Below are 17,708 nucleotides of genomic sequence, written 5' to 3' on the forward strand. Positions count from 1 at the left end.
TCAGGAGCTTTCTATCATCTGCGCCGGCCTGCCGGCGATGGTTGCGGGAAGATAGCAGAAAACTGTGGTCCCGATGTTTTCCTGCGAGGTCAGCTCTACACGGCCGCCATGCAGCTCAACAAAGCTTTTCACCAGCGACAGGCCAAGTCCCGCGCCGGCATTCTGCTTGGTGGTATCGCCTTTGGTGAACCGCTCAAATATCTGCTCAATCTGGTCTTCACCGATACCCTTGCCGTTATCACTGACCTTCATGACATAGCCCTCCGGCGTTTTGCTGGCGCCGAGGACTATCTCTCCTTTAGCCGGGGTAAATTTGATGGCATTGCTGAACAGGTTAAAAATCACCTGCTTGATGCGCCGTTCATCCACCTCGACAATCCCAAGGTCCGGGTCGATTTCCGTCCTGATCTCAAGATGCCGCTTTTTGGCGCGCTCCTGAACCAGCGTAACGACACTCTGAAGCATTGCCGAAAGATCGATAGGTGCTTTTTCCAGCTCCAGCTTGCCCGCCTGGATATTCGCCATATCGAGGATATCGTTGATTAACAATAGAAGATGATCGGAACTGTCCAGAATACCCCGGCCATACTCCACCTGTTTGTCATTAAGCGGACCGAAGAACTCCTTCACCAGAATCTCGGCAAATCCAATTATGGTGTTTAATGGAGTCCGCAACTCATGGCTGACGCTAGCCACAAACTCGGTTTTCATCTTGTCAGTGGCTTCCAGGGCCTCATTGCGTTCCTGAAGCGCCCGCTGGGCTCTTAGTTCATGGGTAACATCAATGTAGGTGAAGAGCACATTCCCGTCCGGAAGGGGAACCCGGTTATAATCGATGATATTACCGCCCGGATGTTCAAGACGCCCACTGGCCGCGTCCCGGAGCGTAACATTGGCAATATATTTTTCCCTGAGTTCATCCGTCCATACAACGCCGGTTTTTTCAATATAAGGGTCAATTATCTGCGATATATGGATATCTTCCTGCAAATCCTCGCTCCTAAAACCCCAAATCGCGCAATAAGCGGCATTATAGAGTTTCAGCCGGGCATCGGACCCGAACACCGCGACGCCTTCATACAGATTATCAAGTGTCGCACGCTGGACTGCAATCTGGGTATTTCGCGCGCGCTCCAGCACGACCTTATCGGTCACATCTTCAGACATGAAAAGGAGGCCGCCAAAGGGATGCGGTGTGATGATATTGCGCAGGACTGTCTCGTCGGGAAGCTGCACCAGTTCCTCCCGCATTTCAATTACGGTCGTAAAGAGTGCCCGCCGCTTTTCCTTATACGACGCGAAGTCCGCCTGCTCAGGTAACCGACGCAGCTCCCTTTGTTTGTCCAGCACTTCACTGATGGTTGGCTTGCTGTAAAGAAAATCGTCGCTGATCCGCCAAAGCTTGGCATAGGTTTGGTTAAAAAATTCAAGACGCTGGTCGGCGCCATAGATCGCGATGGCGCTGGCCATATTCTCGAGCACATCCGCATGGCCGTCAATATGCCGTTTAAGCTCTGCGGAGAGGTTCGCTTCACCGGTGGTATCAAGGGCGAATCCCGCAAGCTGGTTTTCATATTCCAACGGGGATTCGACGATTTTGAAGCTAACCCGGTCACCATCAACAATATAACGCCGGGTCTCGCTCTGGGTCATGCCGGTTACCCGTGCTTTCGTCGCCAGCTTTCGCGCCTGGTCCGGGTCGCGGCTGGGGGCCAGTTCCGGCACCGATGGTTCCGCATCGTCAATTCCGACAATTTCGGAATACTTCCTGTTTCGCCAGATTATCCGGGAATTCTGATCCCGACGCCAAATCGGGATAGGGGCAGCGTTCAATAGCTCGATAAAGTCGTCCCGCTCCTCCCGCGCCGTCGCCAGAGAGGATTTCAGCGAGATAATGTCTGATTGTGAACGTTGCTGATCCGCTTTCAGGGCGTCGATGGTTTCTTCAGAAGTTTGCAGTTTTTCATTATCCCGATCAATCTGAGCGAGGAGGGAAAGCGCTTTCTTGCGCATAACGAAAAACGCCATCAGCAAGCCAATTACGGCAAGCGACAGCACCCAGACAAGTACCAGCTGTGTTGAGGTAAATTCTTCTGTCATCCTTGTCGGCTCAACGCTTCTGCCTATCCACCCCACCATGATGGTGCTGTTGTTCATGGTGCCACCGTCAAAGCCCGGCAGCATCTATTAAGAGAATAGAAAAAAAATGGCCGGAGGGATAGCCCCGCCGACCATTTATCCTAAATTGTCAGGGCATCACCCCAACCACAATTAGTAGCGATAGTGATCCGGCTTGAACGGCCCGGCTTGAGGCACGCTGATATAGTCTGCCTGTTCCGTCGTCAGTTCCGTAAGCTGTACACCCAGTTTGTCCAGATGCAACCGCGCAACCTTCTCATCCAGATGTTTGGGCAGCACATAGACTTCATTCTTGTAGTTGTCGTGACGTTCCCAAAGCTCGATCTGCGCCAGCACCTGGTTGGTGAAGGACGCGCTCATTACGAAGCTGGGGTGACCCGTCGCACAACCAAGATTAACCAGACGACCTTCGGCCAGAACGATCAGGCGCTTGCCATCAGGAAACTCAACCTCGTCCACCTGTGGCTTGACATTGTGCCAGGCGTAATTGCGAAGCGCATTGATCTGGATTTCAGAATCGAAATGACCAATGTTGCAGACAATGGCCCGATCTTTCATGTCCCGCATGTGATCGAGCGTGATGACGTCGATATTGCCGGTCGTTGTCACAAAGATATCGCCATATTTTGCGGCTTCATCCAGCGTAACGACCTCATAGCCTTCCATTGCGGCCTGCAATGCGCAGATCGGATCGATTTCAGTGACCATGACCCGGGCACCCTGGCTCCGCAGTGAGGCGGAAGATCCCTTGCCAACATCGCCGTAGCCACAGACCACGGCAACCTTGCCCGCAATCATCACATCGGTTGCGCGTTTGATCCCGTCAACCAGGCTTTCGCGACAGCCATAGAGATTGTCGAATTTCGACTTGGTGACCGAATCGTTGACATTAATCGCCGGAACTTTCAACGTGCCGGCCTTGGCCATTTCATAGAGGCGATGCACGCCGGTCGTTGTCTCTTCGGACAGGCCCAATACATCTTTCATCAGTTCCGGGTAGTCATCATGCATCACCTGTGTAAGATCGCCCCCATCATCGAGAATGAGGTTCGGGCGCCAGCCGTCAGGACCTTCGATCGTCTGGACGATGCACCAGTGTGCTTCTTCTTCCGTTTCGCCCTTCCAGGCGAAAACCGGAATGCCCGCTGCCGCCATGGCGGCGGCGGCCTGGTCCTGAGTGGAGAAAATATTGCATGACGACCAGCGCACCTCGGCACCAAGTGCCGTCAGGGTTTCAATCAGAACGGCGGTCTGAATGGTCATATGCAGGCAACCGGCAATACGCGCACCTTTCAGCGGCTTCTTTTCGCCGAATTCCTCGCGGAGCGCCATCAGCCCCGGCATTTCAGTTTCCGCAATCTTGACTTCCTTGCGTCCCCAGTCGGCCAGCGACATATCCGCGACCTTGAAATCTTCAAATTTCGTCATTTTCTGCTCTTTCGCGTCAAATTCTAATTAAAACGGAACGCCCTCGGACATGCGGGGCCGACCATAGCTGCTGTCTGTATAGCAACCTCGGTCCGTTTTATCAATATCCATATAAAGAAATATTTATATCGTTATAACGACAAATTCTGTCTGTCTTTCACTCTTCCCCGAACTTGTCGACGACCAACTCGGTGAGGGCGTCGAGAGCGGCGGCGGAGTCGGGCCCTGTGACTTCAACGGAAATGGTCGTGCCATTTGCCGCGGCAAGCATCATCAGGCCCATGATCGAGCTGCCGGAGACCTGATTCTCCCCCTTTATCACCTGAATATCGGCATCGAATTTTTCCGTGCATTTGACGAATTTGGCGGCGGCACGAGCATGCAGACCACGGGTATTGCCGATAACCAAATCGCGTTTCATAGCTCTGTGCCTCCTGCTGGATAGGTTCTCGGCACAGACATGTCAGGATTTATCGGCCAACAGATGTGAGGCAACATTGATATATTTGCGGCCCGATTCCTGCGCCGCGGCGACGGCATTGGCCATATTATCCTCTCCGCGCATACTCGCCAGCTTGATCAGCATCGGCAGATTGATACCGGCGATCACCTCGACATTGGCCTTTTCCATCACGGATATGGCAAGGTTGGAGGGGGTGCCGCCGAACATATCGGTGAGAATAATCACTCCGGCGCCGCTTTCCACCTCGTCCACGGCTGCCAGAATATCCTGACGCCGCTGCTCCATATCATCATCGGGGCCAATGGATATGGCGCGCACCTGGGTTTGCGGACCCACCACATGTTCCGTCGCGTTGACGAATTCCTCCGCCAGCCGACCGTGGGTCACCAAAACCATTCCGATCATATTGCCCTCATTCCTTATTGAAACGGCATCTGTTGCCTTATTTCGTTGTCAAACTGGTCTCTACCAAATCGCGATGCACCAAGTTAGCAAAATATCCGGATTTTACCACCAGATCATGAATCTTTTCCGTCACGCACACAGACCGGTGGCGTCCCCCGGTACAGCCGAAGGCAATGGTAAGGTAGGATTTCCCTTCTTCCACATAGCGGGGCAACAAAAGAAGTAGGAGTTTCTCCACCTGTGCCATGAAATCATTAAATGCCGGATCACCCGCAATGAAGGCCGCAACGTCAGGATCCTGACCGGTCATCGGCCGAAGCCTGCTGTCATAGAAGGGGTTCTGCAGGAAGCGGACATCGAACATCAAATCGGCTTCGCGCGGAATCCCGTTAACATAGGAAAAGGACATCACCGTTACTGAAAGGCGGGAGGCGCGCTGCAAACTGTAATGCCCGGTCAGAATGCGCCGCAGCTCAGGCTGGGAGAGGTTGGTACTGTCAATGCGCAGGTCCGCCGCATTCTTCAGGCCGGCCAGCCGTTGTTTTTCTAACCGAATTCCGTCTCCCACGGGCCGGTCAGTAGCCAGGGGGTGGCGGCGGCGCGTTTCCGTAAAACGCCGCTGCAAAACGGCCTCGTCACAATCCATGAATAAAAGGCGCACGGGATCACAACCGTTGGCACGCAGCTCCTTAATCACGCCGAGCACCTGCTCGATAGAAAAGCCCCGTGTTCTCAGGTCAATTCCGATCGCGAGATTGGCACCACCACCCTCACCCGCCTCCTCAACCATCGACATCAGAAGAGACAGCGGGATATTGTCCGCAACCTCCCAGCCCATGTCTTCAAACTGGCGAAGCGCTGTGCTTTTACCCGCCCCTGATAGGCCGGAAACAATAACCACCTGATTTGGAGTTAATTGCGCGGGGTCCATGTCACTCATAACCTGTCAGCAAAGGGTTTTGACGAAGCGCAAGACGGACAATCGCTGCCGCGGACGCCATAAAAGGATCAAGCGCGCGGCACGGTATCTCCACCCCGTCAAAAACGGCAAATCCAGCAACCGGTACCCGATCAATCTGGCTATAGGGCATCAGATCGAAGACAAGCGCAAGAGGAATGTCATGTACAGCGGGAAGGGGCATCAGTCCAAGGCCGCGCACTTCGATCTTGCCCACGATTTCCGCGGGCGGGCTGAGATAGGCCAGGCCCTCGCGCACGTGAATTTCGGTATAATCGTCTGAAACAAGCCTGGCTCCGCCATCCACAAGACGAAGTGACAAGTCTGATTTACCAGCCCCCGAAGGTCCGCGCAACAAGACGCCCCTGCCCTCTATTTCAACAGAACTTGCGTGACAGTTAATCATGGCCCCGACCCTAGCCAGAACGTCCTATTTTGGCAACTGTATTAGGAAGGTCGCGCCCTTTATCTCACCAGAATCATCCAGGCGGTTGCGGGCGGTGATCTTGCCGCCATGGGCTTCCACGATCAATCGGGAGATGCTGAGACCAAGCCCCGAATGGCGACCGAAGCCTTCAGCTTTCGGACGCTCTGTATAGAAACGGCTGAATATGGCATCCAGCTTGTTTTCGGGAATGCCCGGCCCCTCATCTTCGATGCTGATTTCAACCGTATCATCGTTGTTCCTGAGGCGAATCAGCACCTGACCATTTTCCGGAGAGAAGGAGATGGCATTATCGATCAGGTTCCGCAGAACCTGCCCCAACCTTCCGGGCAGACCCGTAATTTTTACCGCTTTATCAGGCCGTTTGAAATCAAAGGATATCGGGGTGAACATCTGCGTCGTCCGGTAGCTGTCAAGGACGCCCTCGACCAGCTTGATCAGGTCGACCGGTTCGCCCTCCGCACGGGAAAGCTCGGCATCCAGGCGGCTGGCCGCAGAGATATCGGTGATCAGCCGGTCCAGCCTGTTCACGTCGCTGACGATCACTGCCCGGAGTTTTTCGCGTATTTCCTCATCTTTCACCCGCTCAAAAGCCTGCACAGCCGTTCCAAGCGAGGTGAGAGGGTTTTTCAGTTCATGCGATACATCCGCTGCAAAGGCCTCAATGGCGTCGAGTCTGTCATAAAGCGCCGATGTCATGGCCCGAAATGAGGTGGAAAGGTCGCCGATTTCATCCTTTCGGTCTGAAAAGTCGGGGATTACCATCCGTCGGCCAATACCCCGGCGCACCTTGTCTGCGGCTTCCGCCAGCACATGAATGGGTGACGCAATGGTTCGTGCGAGAAACAGCGAGAGGAGCAGGGTAATGACAAGAGTGACTGCAAAAACGATGAGGGTCGTTACCTGCGCCGAACGAACGGCTTCATCAATGCTATTTCCGTTTTCCGTGAGCAGGAGCCCCCCGAGAATATGCTTGAACCCCTGTACCGGCACCGAAACGGACAGGACAAGCTCCCCCTTGTATGTTTGGCGGGTCATCCGGGCATTATCGCCATTTATGGCTGTCCCTATTTCCTGGAAATCCGCCGCACTCGGGATCGGGTTCGTCGGGAAGAGAGGATAATCATTTTTCGTCGGGAACAACTTTTCCCAGCCATCATAGAGTTCCTCAAAAAAGAGCCGTACGGGGCTTTTGACTTCCGGTGGCGGAAGCTGCTCGGATACGATGTTACGGCCTGCCGAGATCAGGCGGCGACTATCAGCGATCAGGACCCCTTCCCGATCAAATAGTAGCGCCGGTGTGTTGGTGATAATGGAAAGCCGCCGCAGAACCCGTTTTATGGGCAGGGAATCAAGGGTCAAGTACTGCACCTGCCCGTCGAGGGAAACTTCCTGCAAAGCCGCTTCACCCAAGGCGCCAGCAATCATCCGGCCGTTGGTCGTCAAGGCCTGGAACCGCGCCTCGATCAGGCCGTCACGGAACTGATCAAGGTACAGAATACCGCCTGCCAGAAAAACAACGGAGAAAAGATTGATCGCCATGATCCGGCGACCAAGAGAGGAAAAGGGGCCACGCCTTACCTTTTTCTCCGGATTCTCCGATTTTTTCTCGTCAGAAGCTGAGTCTCCTAAATGGAGCTTGGGATCCACGTTCATTCAGTCTGCACCGCTTCGGTACTATTTTTCCTTGAACCGATATCCAACGCCATACAATGTCTCAATGGCGGAAAAGTCGGGGTCCGTTGCCTTGATCTTCTTGCGCAGCCGTTTGATATGGCTGTCAATCGTGCGATCATCCACATAAATATTATCATCATAGGCCGCGTCCATAAGCTGATCCCGGCTTTTAACATGGCCCGGGCGCAACGCCAGCGCATGAAGCAGCATGAATTCGGTCACTGTCAGGGTCACTTCCCGGCCATCCCAGAAACAGGTATGGCGGATGCTGTCAAGCTTCAGCTTGCCCCGCAGCATGATATCTTCCTCACCTTCGTTTTCGGTTTCCTTGGATGCGCCATGCCGCCGGAGAACCGTGCGGATGCGCTCCACCAGCAAGCGCTGCGAAAAGGGTTTGCGAATATAGTCGTCCGCTCCCATCTTGAGGCCGAGGAACTCGTCAATCTCGTCATCCTTGGAGGTCAGGAATATCACCGGCAGGCTGCTAGTTCTGCGCAGACGGTTCAAAAGCTCCATCCCGTCCATGCGCGGCATCTTGATATCGAGCACAGCAAGATCCGGCGGGTTGTCAGCAAAGGCTTTCAAGGCCTCCTCCCCATCCGAATATTTAGCCACCTCAAATCCTTCGCTTTCCAGAAGAATTGAAACGGTGGTCAGGATATTTTGGTCGTCATCGACCAAGGCTACTTTCGTGGCCATATCAGTCCCCAGATTCATGTCATCACCTTATTGTATGATCTGTCGCATCTAATTGCCATCTACATTTAGTCAAATTAAGGCAACAGAATGTCCGAGGCGAATTTACCGGCCAAAAGGCACCGAAAACTGTCATAAACACGATAATAGCGCCAGAATTTACTTTTTCTTTTGCATTTTTGAGAAATTCTCGCAAAACAGACCGATGACAGATTCATCCTCTCCTCGCACAAAGGCGGAAACGGTGCGCTGGCTTCTTCGGCGGGCCACCACCGCCTCCCTCGCCACCAATATGTCGACCGATACATATCCCTACGCGTCCCTGGTCCTGATGGCGACCGATCCTGCAGGGCAACCGCTGCTCCTGCTCTCTGACCTCGCCGTGCACAGCCGTAATATTGCCAATAACGCGCATGTTTCCCTGCTCATTTCAGAGGAACCGGACAACCGCGACCCACTCACCTTGTCGCGTATATCGGTGGAAGGCGTCCTTGACCCGGTTGAGGAAAGTGTCTTGAAAGCGCGATATCTGCGCCGTTACCCATCGGCCAGAGATTTTGCGGAATTTGCGGATTTCCGTCTTTACCGGATGACCGTTGCCCGAGCACATCTGGTTGCCGGATTTGGCAAGATTCACTGGATTGGTCAGGATGAGTTTCTCACCAACCCGGGATTTCTGGCAAATGGCGATGCCGAGACGGATATCATCAAACATATGAATGAGGATCATGCTGGCGCCGTGCAGGAATTAATGACCGCATCCACAGGCGAAGGGACCGATGGATGGGAAATTTGCGGCATTGATATCGACGGAATTGACCTTAGGCGGGGCTGGCAATATGAACGGATTCTTTTTAGTTCACCCGTTACCAGTCCCGATGACGTTCGATTGCGCGTGATCGAGCTTTTAAAAACCGCAAGAAATTAATAGAAAATTCAACGGTTTTGTTCTAAGTGAAACAAATTCAATGGAAAAATGAAACAGTCGCAAATAATGAAGGGTTTTTATTTCGCTATTTTTAGTGACAGTTTTATTGCGCGCCTTATACATGCGGCCTATTCTAAAAAAAAATTCCGGAACCGGACATTATCGATAACTAACACTGGAGAATGATTGTGGAGCAAATTGGACCCCGTAAAAGTAGCTATGGGCTGGATCGAAACGGCCTCGGCAACGTGGGCAAAGCATATTGGAACTTATCAACGCCGGCATTGTACCGAGAATCCCTCCTGCGCGGAGAGGCTTCCCTGGCCGCTGGTGGCCCTCTCGTCGCCCTGACCGGTCAGCATACGGGCCGCTCCGCCAATGACAAATTCATTGTCAAGGAACCCGGCAGCGAGAAAAATATCTGGTGGGGAAAGGTCAATAAGCCGATCGAGGCTGACAAATTTGCCGGTCTGCATAAGAAAATGTGCGACTATCTCTCCGGAAAAGAAGTCTTCGTACAGGACTGCTATGCCGGTGCTGATGCCAACAACCGCCTGCGGGTCAGGATCATTACCGAATGCGCCTGGCATAATCTTTTCGCCCGCAACATGTTTATCCAGCCCGCGCCGGAAGAGCTTGAAAATTTCGAACCGGAATTCACCATTCTTCAGGTTCCCTCCTTCGAGGCCGACCCTGCCGTTGATGGCACCCGTTCTGAAGTGTTTGTCCTTCCCAATTTTGCGGAAAAGCTGGTGATTATCGGCGGCACGTCCTACGCCGGCGAAATCAAGAAATCGGTTTTCTCCATCCTTAACTATCTTCTGCCGGAAAAAAACATTCTGCCAATGCATTGCTCTGTCAATGTCAGCGAGGAAGGTAACTCCAGTGTCTTCTTCGGTCTGTCCGGCACCGGCAAAACCACGCTTTCCGCCGATGCGAGCAAGATGCTGATCGGTGATGACGAGCATGGCTGGTCCGACGACAGTGTTTTCAATTTCGAGGGCGGCTGCTACGCCAAGGTGATCAACCTCTCCAAGGAAGCTGAGCCGGAAATCTATGAAACCACGCGCCGCTTCGGCACTGTTCTTGAGAATGTGGTGATGGACCCTGACACGGGCGAACTGGATCTTGAAGATAACAGCCTGACGGAGAATACCCGCGCCTCCTACCCGATCGAATTTATTCCAAACGCCTCGGAAACCGGCGTTGCGGGCTTTCCGACCAATGTCATCATGCTGACCGCCGATGCTTTTGGCGTTCTACCTCCCATCTCAAAGTTGACGCCGGAACAGGCGATGTATCACTTCCTTTCGGGTTATACCGCGAAACTCGCTGGCACGGAAAAAGGCCTCGGGAACGAGCCACAAGCGACCTTCTCCACTTGTTTCGGTGCGCCTTTCATGCCGCGTCACCCGGCTGTCTATGCCAAGTTGCTCGGTGAGAAAATTGCCAAGCATGGGGTGAACTGCTGGCTCGTCAACACCGGCTGGACCGGCGGCGAATACGGCACCGGCCATCGCATGCCGATCGGCCATACCCGCGCGCTTGTCAATGCCGCACTGGATGGCACGCTTGCCAACGCGCAGACCGAAAAGGATCCGTTCTTTGGCCTTGCCATGCCAACATCCTGCCCTGGCGTTCCGTCTGACATCCTGAACCCGCGCAACACATGGGCAGACAAGGAGGCCTATGACACGAAGGCAAAAGACCTGGTAACCCGCTTTATCGAGAATTTCGAGCAGTTCACCGATTATGTCGAGGATGACGTGTTGAAATCCGCGCCGAAAATCGCGTAACGCCTCTCCTTCATACAAACCAATAAAACCCGGCTTCTGGCCGGGTTTTTTTAACGGTGGTGAAATCGCTTTTGTGATACCAAAACGCACAATAAAATAGGTCCAGAAATTTTTCTGCTGGTCAAATGGCTCATTATCGACCACAAAACAGGCTGACCCCGAACCTATACCAATAATAATAAAGGACTTTCGAACATGTGGGCGATATCGCTTTCCGTCCTACCGATCTTTTTGTTGTTGGTACTAGGCAACTTGCTTCGGCGGAACGGTTTTCCGGGTGGTGATTTCTGGCATCATGCGGACAGGGTCGTTTATTGGGTGTTGTTCCCGGCGCTTCTTTTCTATACCACAACGACGGCTCCCTTCAGTAACGAACTTGTCGGCACCTATGCGCTCGCCCTTCTCGGCGGGCTTGTGGCAACGGCAGCGATCTCCCTGCTAACCGTCAAAATATTTGGCATTGACCCCCGCATCGGCGGATCCATTTTTCAGGGTGCGACGCGCCATAACACTTTTATCGCCTTCGCAGTTGCCGATTATCTTTACGGTGTGGAGGGCGTCCTGCTGGCGGCGGTTGCCACCGCTGTTCTGGTTCCTCCCACCAATCTTTTTTGCGTCACTGTCCTTGTGGGCTATCAGGGACGCACCGGCACGCATTCGCTCAAGCGGCGCCTGATTGGGGAGATCGCCCGCAACCCCCTGCTTATTGCGATTGCCGTTGGGGCGTTTCTCAATTTTTCCGGTATCGGCCCCCTGCCCGTTATCAATAATTTTGCCGAGTTGCTCTCAAAAGCCGCGCTACCCTTCGCACTCCTCTGCGTTGGCGCAGGCCTCAAGATCAAGTCCATCCATACCGGCGCGACTTATGTTCTTATTTCAACGATCAGCAAGCTCATGATCTTCCCTCTGATCGTCGCTGGCGCGGCGATTGCCACAGGAACAGAAGGGGTCGCAGCCATGGTCCTGATTATCTATGGCACAATCCCGACGGCGAGTTCCGGCTATGCGCTCGCCAAGCTCCTGGGCGCAGACGCCGAGGTGATGGCAGGGATCATCACTGTGCAGACCATGATCTCCATGATCACCCTGCCCCTCTCCCTCACCCTCGCCGCGGCCTATTTCATGTGACGATGAGCGGAAAGATCCGTGATTGTCGGATTTTCGCCGCAGAGCGGGCAGACGGGATTGCGCGGGGTTTTGATTTTGCGAAACTCAGCGGCAAGCGCATCATAAAGAAGTAAGTGGCCCGAAAGCCCCTCCCCGATGCCAAGCAGTTCCTTCACCACCTCGACCGCCTGCAGGGTGCCAACGACACCGGCGAGCGCGCCGAGAACTCCGGCCTCGCCACAGGTCTGCGCCACATCGGGCGGTGGCGGTGCGGGAAACAGGCAGCGATAGCAGGGGTTTGCCCCTTCCTCATAAGGTTTGAAGGTGGTGATTTGTCCATCGAACTGCAGAATCGCCCCCGAAACGAGGGTCTTACGCGCAAAGTAACAGGCATCGTTGAGCAGGAAGCGGATTTCGAAATTATCGGTGCCATCGGTTACAAGATCATAATCGGCGATAATTTCCGCAACATTTTCAGCTGTCATACGTTCATGATACTGGATAATCTGCGCGTCCGGATTGATCGCCACCGCTGCCTCGGCCGCACTTCTCACCTTTGGATTGCCGATATCCGCCGTGCCATGGGCGATCTGCCGCTGCAGGTTGGAGAGATCCACCACATCGTCATCGATAATCCCGATAGTGCCGACACCCGCCGCCGCCAGATAGAGCAGCATGGGGGAGCCCAGCCCCCCTGCCCCGACGATCAGGACTTTTGATCGCAATAGTTTCTGCTGACCGGCGCCGCCAATCTCCCGCAGGATTATATGACGGGCGTAACGGTCAAGCTGATCGTCGCTGAGCGCCATAGAGTCAGAGGCCGTCAAAAAGGGCGGTCGTGAGGTACCTTTCAGCGAAGGACGGGATAACGACGACGATAGTTTTGCCGGTCATTTCAGGGCGGTCGGCAATCTCCAGAGCCGCCGCAACCGCCGCACCGGAGGAAATACCAACGGGAATACCCTCAAGGCGGGCCACTTCCCGCGCGGTCTCAAATGCTGTTTCATTTCCGATGGTGAGAACTTCATCGATCAGGCTCTCATCCAGATTCTTCGGGGAGAACCCGGCACCAATACCCTGAATCTTGTGCGGTCCCGGCTGTCCGCCGGAAAGAACCGGGCTGTCTTCAGGTTCCACCGCGACAATATGGATATTGGGATTCTTTGCCTTCAGGACCGATCCCACTCCGGTCAGTGTCCCGCCGGTCCCGACGCCCATCACCACAACATCTACCTTGCCATTCGTATCGGCGAGGATTTCCTCTCCCGTCGTCACTTTGTGAACGGCCGGATTGGCCGGGTTCTCAAACTGTTGCGGGATGACCGCATCACCGATTTCCGCTTTAAGTTCCTCGGCGCGGGCAATCGCGCCATTCATGCCCTTTGCCGCTTCCGTAAGTTCAAGGGTGGCACCCAGCAGTTTCAGCATCTTGCGTCGTTCAATCGACATGCTTTCAGGCATCACCAGCGTCAGTTTGTATCCCTTCGCCGCACAGACGAAGGCAAGACCAATACCGGTATTGCCGGAGGTTGGTTCGATAATCACGGTATTCTTGCCGATCACGCCCGCCTCTTCCATGGCTTCAATCATGGCGGCAGCAATGCGGTCCTTGACCGAAGCCAGCGGATTAAAAAACTCCAGCTTCAGCAGGATGTTAACATCTTTTGCGCTGTTCGCGGTGATACCCCGGGCCCGCACCAGCGGGGTTGCCCCAATTGTATCGATAATGGAATCATATATTTTTCCACGCGGTGCATCATTCTTCATGTTCTTGCCCAACCTGTTGGTTTTTCATTTAAATTTCAAAATAAGAGCCGTCGCTGCGGGTTTCAACCTTCCCTTTTTCCATGGCTCGCTGACAGAGGTCTTCCAATGTCACTGAATCGAGCTCCGCCAGTAGGCACGCCTGTGCTTCGTTCCACAAAGGACCCACGACATTCTGGCCAATTTCGGATGTAAATATCTGCGCATCCTCTTCCGCCTCGGCGGCGCTGATCACCCGAACGACATCGCCCGCCGTGATCCGCCGCCTCTCCCGCGCGAGACGATAGCCGCCACGGGGCCCGCGGACCCCTTTCAGGATGCCGCCATGCACCAGCTGCTGCATCACCTGTTCCAGATAGCGGAGCGGAATACCCTGTCGCTTGGTAATTTCCTTCGATTGCACCGGATTGGGGCGGGCGTTAAAAGCGATATCAACCACGGCCTCCAGCGCATAAAGCATTTTTTTCGGCAAATGCAGCATGGTCAGGTCACCTCTTCCGCCACACCGGTGGAACCGAAGCCGCCTTCACCGCGCGCGGTCTCATCAAGATCTTCCACTTCACGCCAGCATGCCTGTAACACAGGCGCCACCACCATCTGCGCAATACGGTCACCGCGCTGGATGACGAAGGTTTCCTCGCCTGCATTCAGCAGAATAATGCCGACTTCACCGCGATAGTCGGCATCAATCGTACCGGGGCTGTTGGGCAGTGTTATCCCTTTTTTGAGCGCGAGGCCGGAACGAGGGCGAATTTGCGCTTCATACCCACGCGGCAAGGCAATCTTGAAGCCTGTCGGAATGAGCCTTCGACCACCCGGCAGAATTTCCACATCATCATCAACGGCAGCGCGAAGGTCCATCCCGGCGCTATCCACTGTTTCGTATGATGGCAGTGGCAGACTTTCACCATGGGGCAGGCGCGTAATGGAAATTGTTACTTCATTCATACATCGTCCCCTTGAAAATAGGTCGCAATTCGGGCGGCAACTGTGCGTGCCACAGCCTCCTTGCTTTGCTTTGGCCATTCCTCCACCAACTTATCTGTCAGCAGGATTATCTGGTTTTCATCACCGCCGAAGGTGCCGGTTCCGATCCCGACATCATTCGCCAGAATCCAGTCACAGCCCTTCTTGGCCAGCTTGGCCTTGCCATTCTCAATGATCGCTTGCGTTTCCGCTGCAAACCCGACCACCAGCGTGGGGCGGTTTTTGCCAAGTGTGCTGACCGTAGCAAGGATATCCGGATTCTCGGCAAGGCACAGGTGAGGGAGCTGGCCATCGCGCTTCTTGATTTTCTGGTCCGATTCCGTCTCGACACGCCAGTCGGCGACGGCGGCGGCGAATATGGCGCCATCGACGGGCAGGGCGGCCTCGCAGGCAGCAAGCATGTCTTTTGCGGATTCGATCGATTTCAGCGTTACTCCCCGCGGTGTCTCCAACCGTGTCGGTCCCGAGACAAGCACCACATCGGCGCCCAGATCTGCGAGCGCCGCGGCAATCGCGTAGCCTTGCTTGCCCGAGGAACGATTAGCGATATAGCGCACCGGATCAATTGGTTCATGGGTGGGTCCGGCGGTCACAAGCATCTTGCGCCCCTTAAGGGGTTTCTCGGCATTTTTCTGAAAAAAATCCAGGACCGCACCGCATATCGCTTCCGGTTCCGCCATCCGGCCGGGTCCATATTCCCCGCAGGCCATATCCCCCTCATCGGGGCCAATGGTCATGACGCCATCGTCCTTTAATGTCGTCAGGTTGCGCTGCGTCGCCGGGTGCTGCCACATGCGGACGTTCATCGCAGGCGCGATCAGGACCGGCTTATCCGTCGCGAGCAGAGCAGTCGTAGCAAGGTCGGTCGCTTGACCTGTTGCCATTTTCGCCATCAAATCCGCTGTTGCCGGGGCGACGACCAGCAGGTCGGCACTGCGCGAGAGCTGGATATGCCCCATTTCAGCTTCATCAGTGAGGGAAAAGAGATCATCATAAACTTTCTCACCTGTCAGCGAGGCAACGGACAGGGGGGTGACAAATTCTTTCGCCGCACGGGTCAGAATGGCACGGGTCCGAATACCCTGCTTGGCCAGCAGGCGGATAAGTTCCAGAGACTTATAGGCCGCGATACCGCCGCCAATAATCAGGAGGACTGATTTCTTCTCGATATTTTCGCCCAAAATAATCTATTCCCAGAATTTTACTGATCTTTTCTGTGAAAAATAATTATTCCCCCGTCATCCCGCAAGCTATTTCTTGACGGCATCACTAATTAGAAGCGATTTGTTGCAAAATCAGATCGAGAGCATCAGAAGATAAGCGGCAACGGCACCGAGAAATACGCCCCCAACAAGATAGCCCGCGCGGTTATGGCGCTCCGCTGCCATGTTGGCTTCCTCATTCTGGGCATCCTGCTTAAGCGCCTTTTCACGGGCATCCAGTTCCGCCAGCAAGCCATCGGCCTTCGTCACGATCGCTGGAATTTTGCGAAGCAGCGCCATGCCATCCTTCACCACTTCGGCGGCATGGGCCTCTACGCCCATATTCTCCCGCATCCAATGGGCAACGGTTGGCGAAGCGGATTCCCAGAAATTGATTTCAGAATTGAGGCTTTGTGCGACACCTTCGGCGGTAACCATGGTTTTCTGCAGAAGCAGGAGTTGCGGCTGGGTTTCCATTTCGAAGGTCTCAGTAACCTGGAAAAGCTGAACCAACAGCCGGGCGATGGAGATTTCATTGACGGGGCGGCCGAGTATAGGCTCCCCGATGGAGCGGCAGGCCTGCGCGAAACTGGGGAGCGATTTATGTTTGGGGACGTATCCGGCCTCGAAATGAACCTCAGCTGCCCGCCAATAATCCCGGGTCAGGAAGGCATGCAGCATTTCCGCCATGAACAACCGGGTTTCCCGGCTCATACGGCCCATGATGCCGAAATCAACAGCGACCAACCGCCCGTCCGCTGTTACGAACAGGTTGCCGTGATGCATATCTGCATGGAAAAAGCCGTCGCGAAGCACCTGATGCAGGAACACCCGGATAACATTATCGGCAAGAGCATTAAGGTCATGCCCCGCGGCGATCAGTTCCGCCTTATTCGAGATACTGATCCCATCTATGCGGCTTTGCGTCATCACTCGTTGGGCGGTGCGCTGCCAGTCAATTTCAGGCACATCAAACTCGGGATCTTCCGCGAAATTCTCCGCCATTTCCGAGGCGGCGGCTGCTTCGAGCCGTAAATTTATCTCCAACTCGACGGAATCAGCCATGATATCAACGATCTTGGTCAGTCGCAGACGCCGAAAATTCGGCTGATATCGCTCTGTCAACTCCGCCAGCCAATAGAATAACCTTAAATCCCGCTCGAACGCATCTTCAATACCGGGGCGAAGAATCTTCACGGCAACATCGCGAAGGATTTCCTCCGTCGCGTCCGGATCTTCATCGGTCGGGGCAGGGACAGTCTCCCTTACTTTCGCGAAATGCACCTGCGCGATGGAGGCCGCGGCAACCGGCTCGGGATTGAACTCCGCATAAAGTTCATCAAGGGGGGTCTGTAGTTCATATTCAATCGTTTCGCGCGCCTTCTCAAACGGGAAGGGCGGCAGGCGGTCCCGAAGATTACCAAGATCAAGGACCATTTCCTCCCCAATCAGGTCGGCGCGAACCGACAGGGCCTGACCCAGCTTGATGAAACTGGGGCCCAAATCCTGTAGCGCATTGGCGAGCCGCTCTCCATCCCGCAAATTCTTGCTTTTGGTGGCACCCAGGGCAAACACCGGCATGATTTTCCGAAGCACAACCAGATAAAATGGCAACCGGTCGATGTTATCGAGGAAGAAAAGGGCGTCATGACGCGCAAGCGTCCGGGCCACGAAGAGCAGTCGCAGGGAATTATTAATGGTCCGGATCACGAA

Annotated in this window: 17 protein-coding genes; 3 read left to right on the forward strand and 14 right to left on the reverse strand. The window is 54.4% G+C overall.

What is annotated here, in order from left to right; translation table 11 throughout:
• From GQE98_RS03685 to GQE98_RS03720, 8 genes are all read right to left on the reverse strand, one after another.
• The gene (locus GQE98_RS03685; RefSeq protein ID WP_161314203.1) at nt 1-2,157 is read right to left on the reverse strand and encodes a PAS domain-containing sensor histidine kinase; all 2,157 of its coding nucleotides are present in this window, start codon (nt 2,155-2,157) and stop codon (nt 1-3) included.
• Between the two features lie 114 nt (nt 2,158-2,271).
• Nucleotides 2,272-3,567, reverse strand: a complete 1,296-nt coding sequence (ahcY, locus tag GQE98_RS03690) for an adenosylhomocysteinase (RefSeq protein WP_161314205.1) — start codon at nt 3,565-3,567, stop codon at nt 2,272-2,274.
• A gap of 157 nt (nt 3,568-3,724) precedes the next feature.
• Nucleotides 3,725-3,988, reverse strand: a complete 264-nt coding sequence (locus GQE98_RS03695; protein ID WP_161314206.1) for an HPr family phosphocarrier protein — start codon at nt 3,986-3,988, stop codon at nt 3,725-3,727.
• A 42-nt stretch (nt 3,989-4,030) separates the two neighbouring features.
• Nucleotides 4,031-4,435 carry a PTS sugar transporter subunit IIA gene (locus GQE98_RS03700; protein ID WP_161314208.1) on the reverse strand — a complete coding sequence of 135 codons (405 nt, stop codon included), beginning with the start codon at nt 4,433-4,435 and terminating at the stop codon, nt 4,031-4,033.
• Nucleotides 4,436-4,472: 37 nt separating this feature from the next.
• Entirely contained in the window at nt 4,473-5,375 is a 903-nt protein-coding gene (rapZ, locus tag GQE98_RS03705) for an RNase adapter RapZ (protein WP_161314210.1), read from the reverse strand.
• Nucleotides 5,368-5,799 (reverse strand): HPr kinase/phosphorylase, encoded by a 432-nt coding sequence (locus GQE98_RS03710; RefSeq protein ID WP_161314212.1) that lies wholly within the window; start codon nt 5,797-5,799, stop codon nt 5,368-5,370. The genes rapZ and GQE98_RS03710 overlap by 8 nt, the downstream gene beginning before the upstream one ends.
• A gap of 24 nt (nt 5,800-5,823) precedes the next feature.
• Complete coding sequence (locus tag GQE98_RS03715; RefSeq protein ID WP_161314214.1) at nt 5,824-7,494, reverse strand: sensor histidine kinase; 1,671 nt, start codon at nt 7,492-7,494, stop codon at nt 5,824-5,826.
• Nucleotides 7,495-7,515: 21 nt separating this feature from the next.
• Nucleotides 7,516-8,214: a response regulator transcription factor gene (locus GQE98_RS03720; protein ID WP_161314795.1), complete on the reverse strand. Its 699-nt coding sequence runs from the start codon at nt 8,212-8,214 to the stop codon at nt 7,516-7,518.
• A gap of 202 nt (nt 8,215-8,416) precedes the next feature.
• On the opposite strand from GQE98_RS03720, the gene GQE98_RS03725 reads away from it, so the two are divergent.
• The 3 genes from GQE98_RS03725 to GQE98_RS03735 all read left to right on the forward strand — a co-directional run bounded on the left by GQE98_RS03725 (nt 8,417) and on the right by GQE98_RS03735 (nt 12,063).
• The gene (locus GQE98_RS03725; protein WP_161314216.1) at nt 8,417-9,139 is read left to right on the forward strand and encodes a HugZ family pyridoxamine 5'-phosphate oxidase; all 723 of its coding nucleotides are present in this window, start codon (nt 8,417-8,419) and stop codon (nt 9,137-9,139) included.
• Between the two features lie 182 nt (nt 9,140-9,321).
• A complete protein-coding gene (locus GQE98_RS03730) occupies nt 9,322-10,935 on the forward strand; it encodes a phosphoenolpyruvate carboxykinase (protein WP_161314217.1) in 1,614 nt (537 codons plus the stop codon).
• A 195-nt stretch (nt 10,936-11,130) separates the two neighbouring features.
• Complete coding sequence (locus tag GQE98_RS03735) at nt 11,131-12,063, forward strand: AEC family transporter (protein WP_161314219.1); 933 nt, start codon at nt 11,131-11,133, stop codon at nt 12,061-12,063.
• On the opposite strand, the gene GQE98_RS03740 is transcribed toward GQE98_RS03735, so the two are convergent.
• The 6 genes from GQE98_RS03740 to ubiB all read right to left on the reverse strand — a co-directional run bounded on the left by GQE98_RS03740 (nt 12,051) and on the right by ubiB (nt 17,705).
• Nucleotides 12,051-12,851: a HesA/MoeB/ThiF family protein gene (locus GQE98_RS03740; RefSeq protein ID WP_161314221.1), complete on the reverse strand. Its 801-nt coding sequence runs from the start codon at nt 12,849-12,851 to the stop codon at nt 12,051-12,053. The genes GQE98_RS03735 and GQE98_RS03740 overlap by 13 nt on opposite strands.
• Nucleotides 12,852-12,855: 4 nt before the next feature.
• Nucleotides 12,856-13,809, reverse strand: a complete 954-nt coding sequence (gene cysK, locus GQE98_RS03745) for a cysteine synthase A (RefSeq protein ID WP_161314223.1) — start codon at nt 13,807-13,809, stop codon at nt 12,856-12,858.
• 28 nt (nt 13,810-13,837) lie between these two features.
• Entirely contained in the window at nt 13,838-14,287 is a 450-nt protein-coding gene (locus tag GQE98_RS03750) for an RrF2 family transcriptional regulator (protein WP_161314224.1), read from the reverse strand.
• Nucleotides 14,288-14,289: 2 nt separating this feature from the next.
• Complete coding sequence (gene dut / locus GQE98_RS03755) at nt 14,290-14,754, reverse strand: dUTP diphosphatase (RefSeq protein ID WP_161314226.1); 465 nt, start codon at nt 14,752-14,754, stop codon at nt 14,290-14,292.
• Complete coding sequence (coaBC, locus tag GQE98_RS03760; protein WP_161314228.1) at nt 14,751-15,974, reverse strand: bifunctional phosphopantothenoylcysteine decarboxylase/phosphopantothenate--cysteine ligase CoaBC; 1,224 nt, start codon at nt 15,972-15,974, stop codon at nt 14,751-14,753. The genes dut and coaBC overlap by 4 nt, the downstream gene beginning before the upstream one ends.
• A gap of 114 nt (nt 15,975-16,088) precedes the next feature.
• Nucleotides 16,089-17,705 carry a 2-polyprenylphenol 6-hydroxylase gene (ubiB, locus tag GQE98_RS03765; RefSeq protein ID WP_161314230.1) on the reverse strand — a complete coding sequence of 539 codons (1,617 nt, stop codon included), beginning with the start codon at nt 17,703-17,705 and terminating at the stop codon, nt 16,089-16,091.
• Nucleotides 17,706-17,708: the final 3 nt, after the last annotated feature.

Source organism: Sneathiella litorea, assembly GCF_009882915.1.
GTDB classification, from domain to species: Bacteria; Pseudomonadota; Alphaproteobacteria; order Sneathiellales; family Sneathiellaceae; genus Sneathiella; species Sneathiella litorea.

Coding starts and splice junctions, on each gene's coding strand:
- rapZ (WP_161314210.1), bottom strand. CDS start 5,375: ATGAGTGACATGGACCCCGCGCAATTAACTCCAAATCAGGTGGTTATT.
- GQE98_RS03725 (WP_161314216.1), top strand. CDS start 8,417: ATGACAGATTCATCCTCTCCTCGCACAAAGGCGGAAACGGTGCGCTGG.
- GQE98_RS03710 (WP_161314212.1), bottom strand. CDS start 5,799: ATGATTAACTGTCACGCAAGTTCTGTTGAAATAGAGGGCAGGGGCGTC.
- GQE98_RS03700 (WP_161314208.1), bottom strand. CDS start 4,435: ATGATCGGAATGGTTTTGGTGACCCACGGTCGGCTGGCGGAGGAATTC.
- GQE98_RS03735 (WP_161314219.1), top strand. CDS start 11,131: ATGTGGGCGATATCGCTTTCCGTCCTACCGATCTTTTTGTTGTTGGTA.
- dut (WP_161314226.1), bottom strand. CDS start 14,754: ATGAATGAAGTAACAATTTCCATTACGCGCCTGCCCCATGGTGAAAGT.
- GQE98_RS03730 (WP_161314217.1), top strand. CDS start 9,322: ATGATTGTGGAGCAAATTGGACCCCGTAAAAGTAGCTATGGGCTGGAT.
- cysK (WP_161314223.1), bottom strand. CDS start 13,809: ATGAAGAATGATGCACCGCGTGGAAAAATATATGATTCCATTATCGAT.
- GQE98_RS03750 (WP_161314224.1), bottom strand. CDS start 14,287: ATGCTGCATTTGCCGAAAAAAATGCTTTATGCGCTGGAGGCCGTGGTT.
- GQE98_RS03720 (WP_161314795.1), bottom strand. CDS start 8,214: ATGGCCACGAAAGTAGCCTTGGTCGATGACGACCAAAATATCCTGACC.
- GQE98_RS03715 (WP_161314214.1), bottom strand. CDS start 7,494: ATGAACGTGGATCCCAAGCTCCATTTAGGAGACTCAGCTTCTGACGAG.
- ahcY (WP_161314205.1), bottom strand. CDS start 3,567: ATGACGAAATTTGAAGATTTCAAGGTCGCGGATATGTCGCTGGCCGAC.
- GQE98_RS03685 (WP_161314203.1), bottom strand. CDS start 2,157: ATGAACAACAGCACCATCATGGTGGGGTGGATAGGCAGAAGCGTTGAG.
- GQE98_RS03695 (WP_161314206.1), bottom strand. CDS start 3,988: ATGAAACGCGATTTGGTTATCGGCAATACCCGTGGTCTGCATGCTCGT.
- GQE98_RS03740 (WP_161314221.1), bottom strand. CDS start 12,851: ATGGCGCTCAGCGACGATCAGCTTGACCGTTACGCCCGTCATATAATC.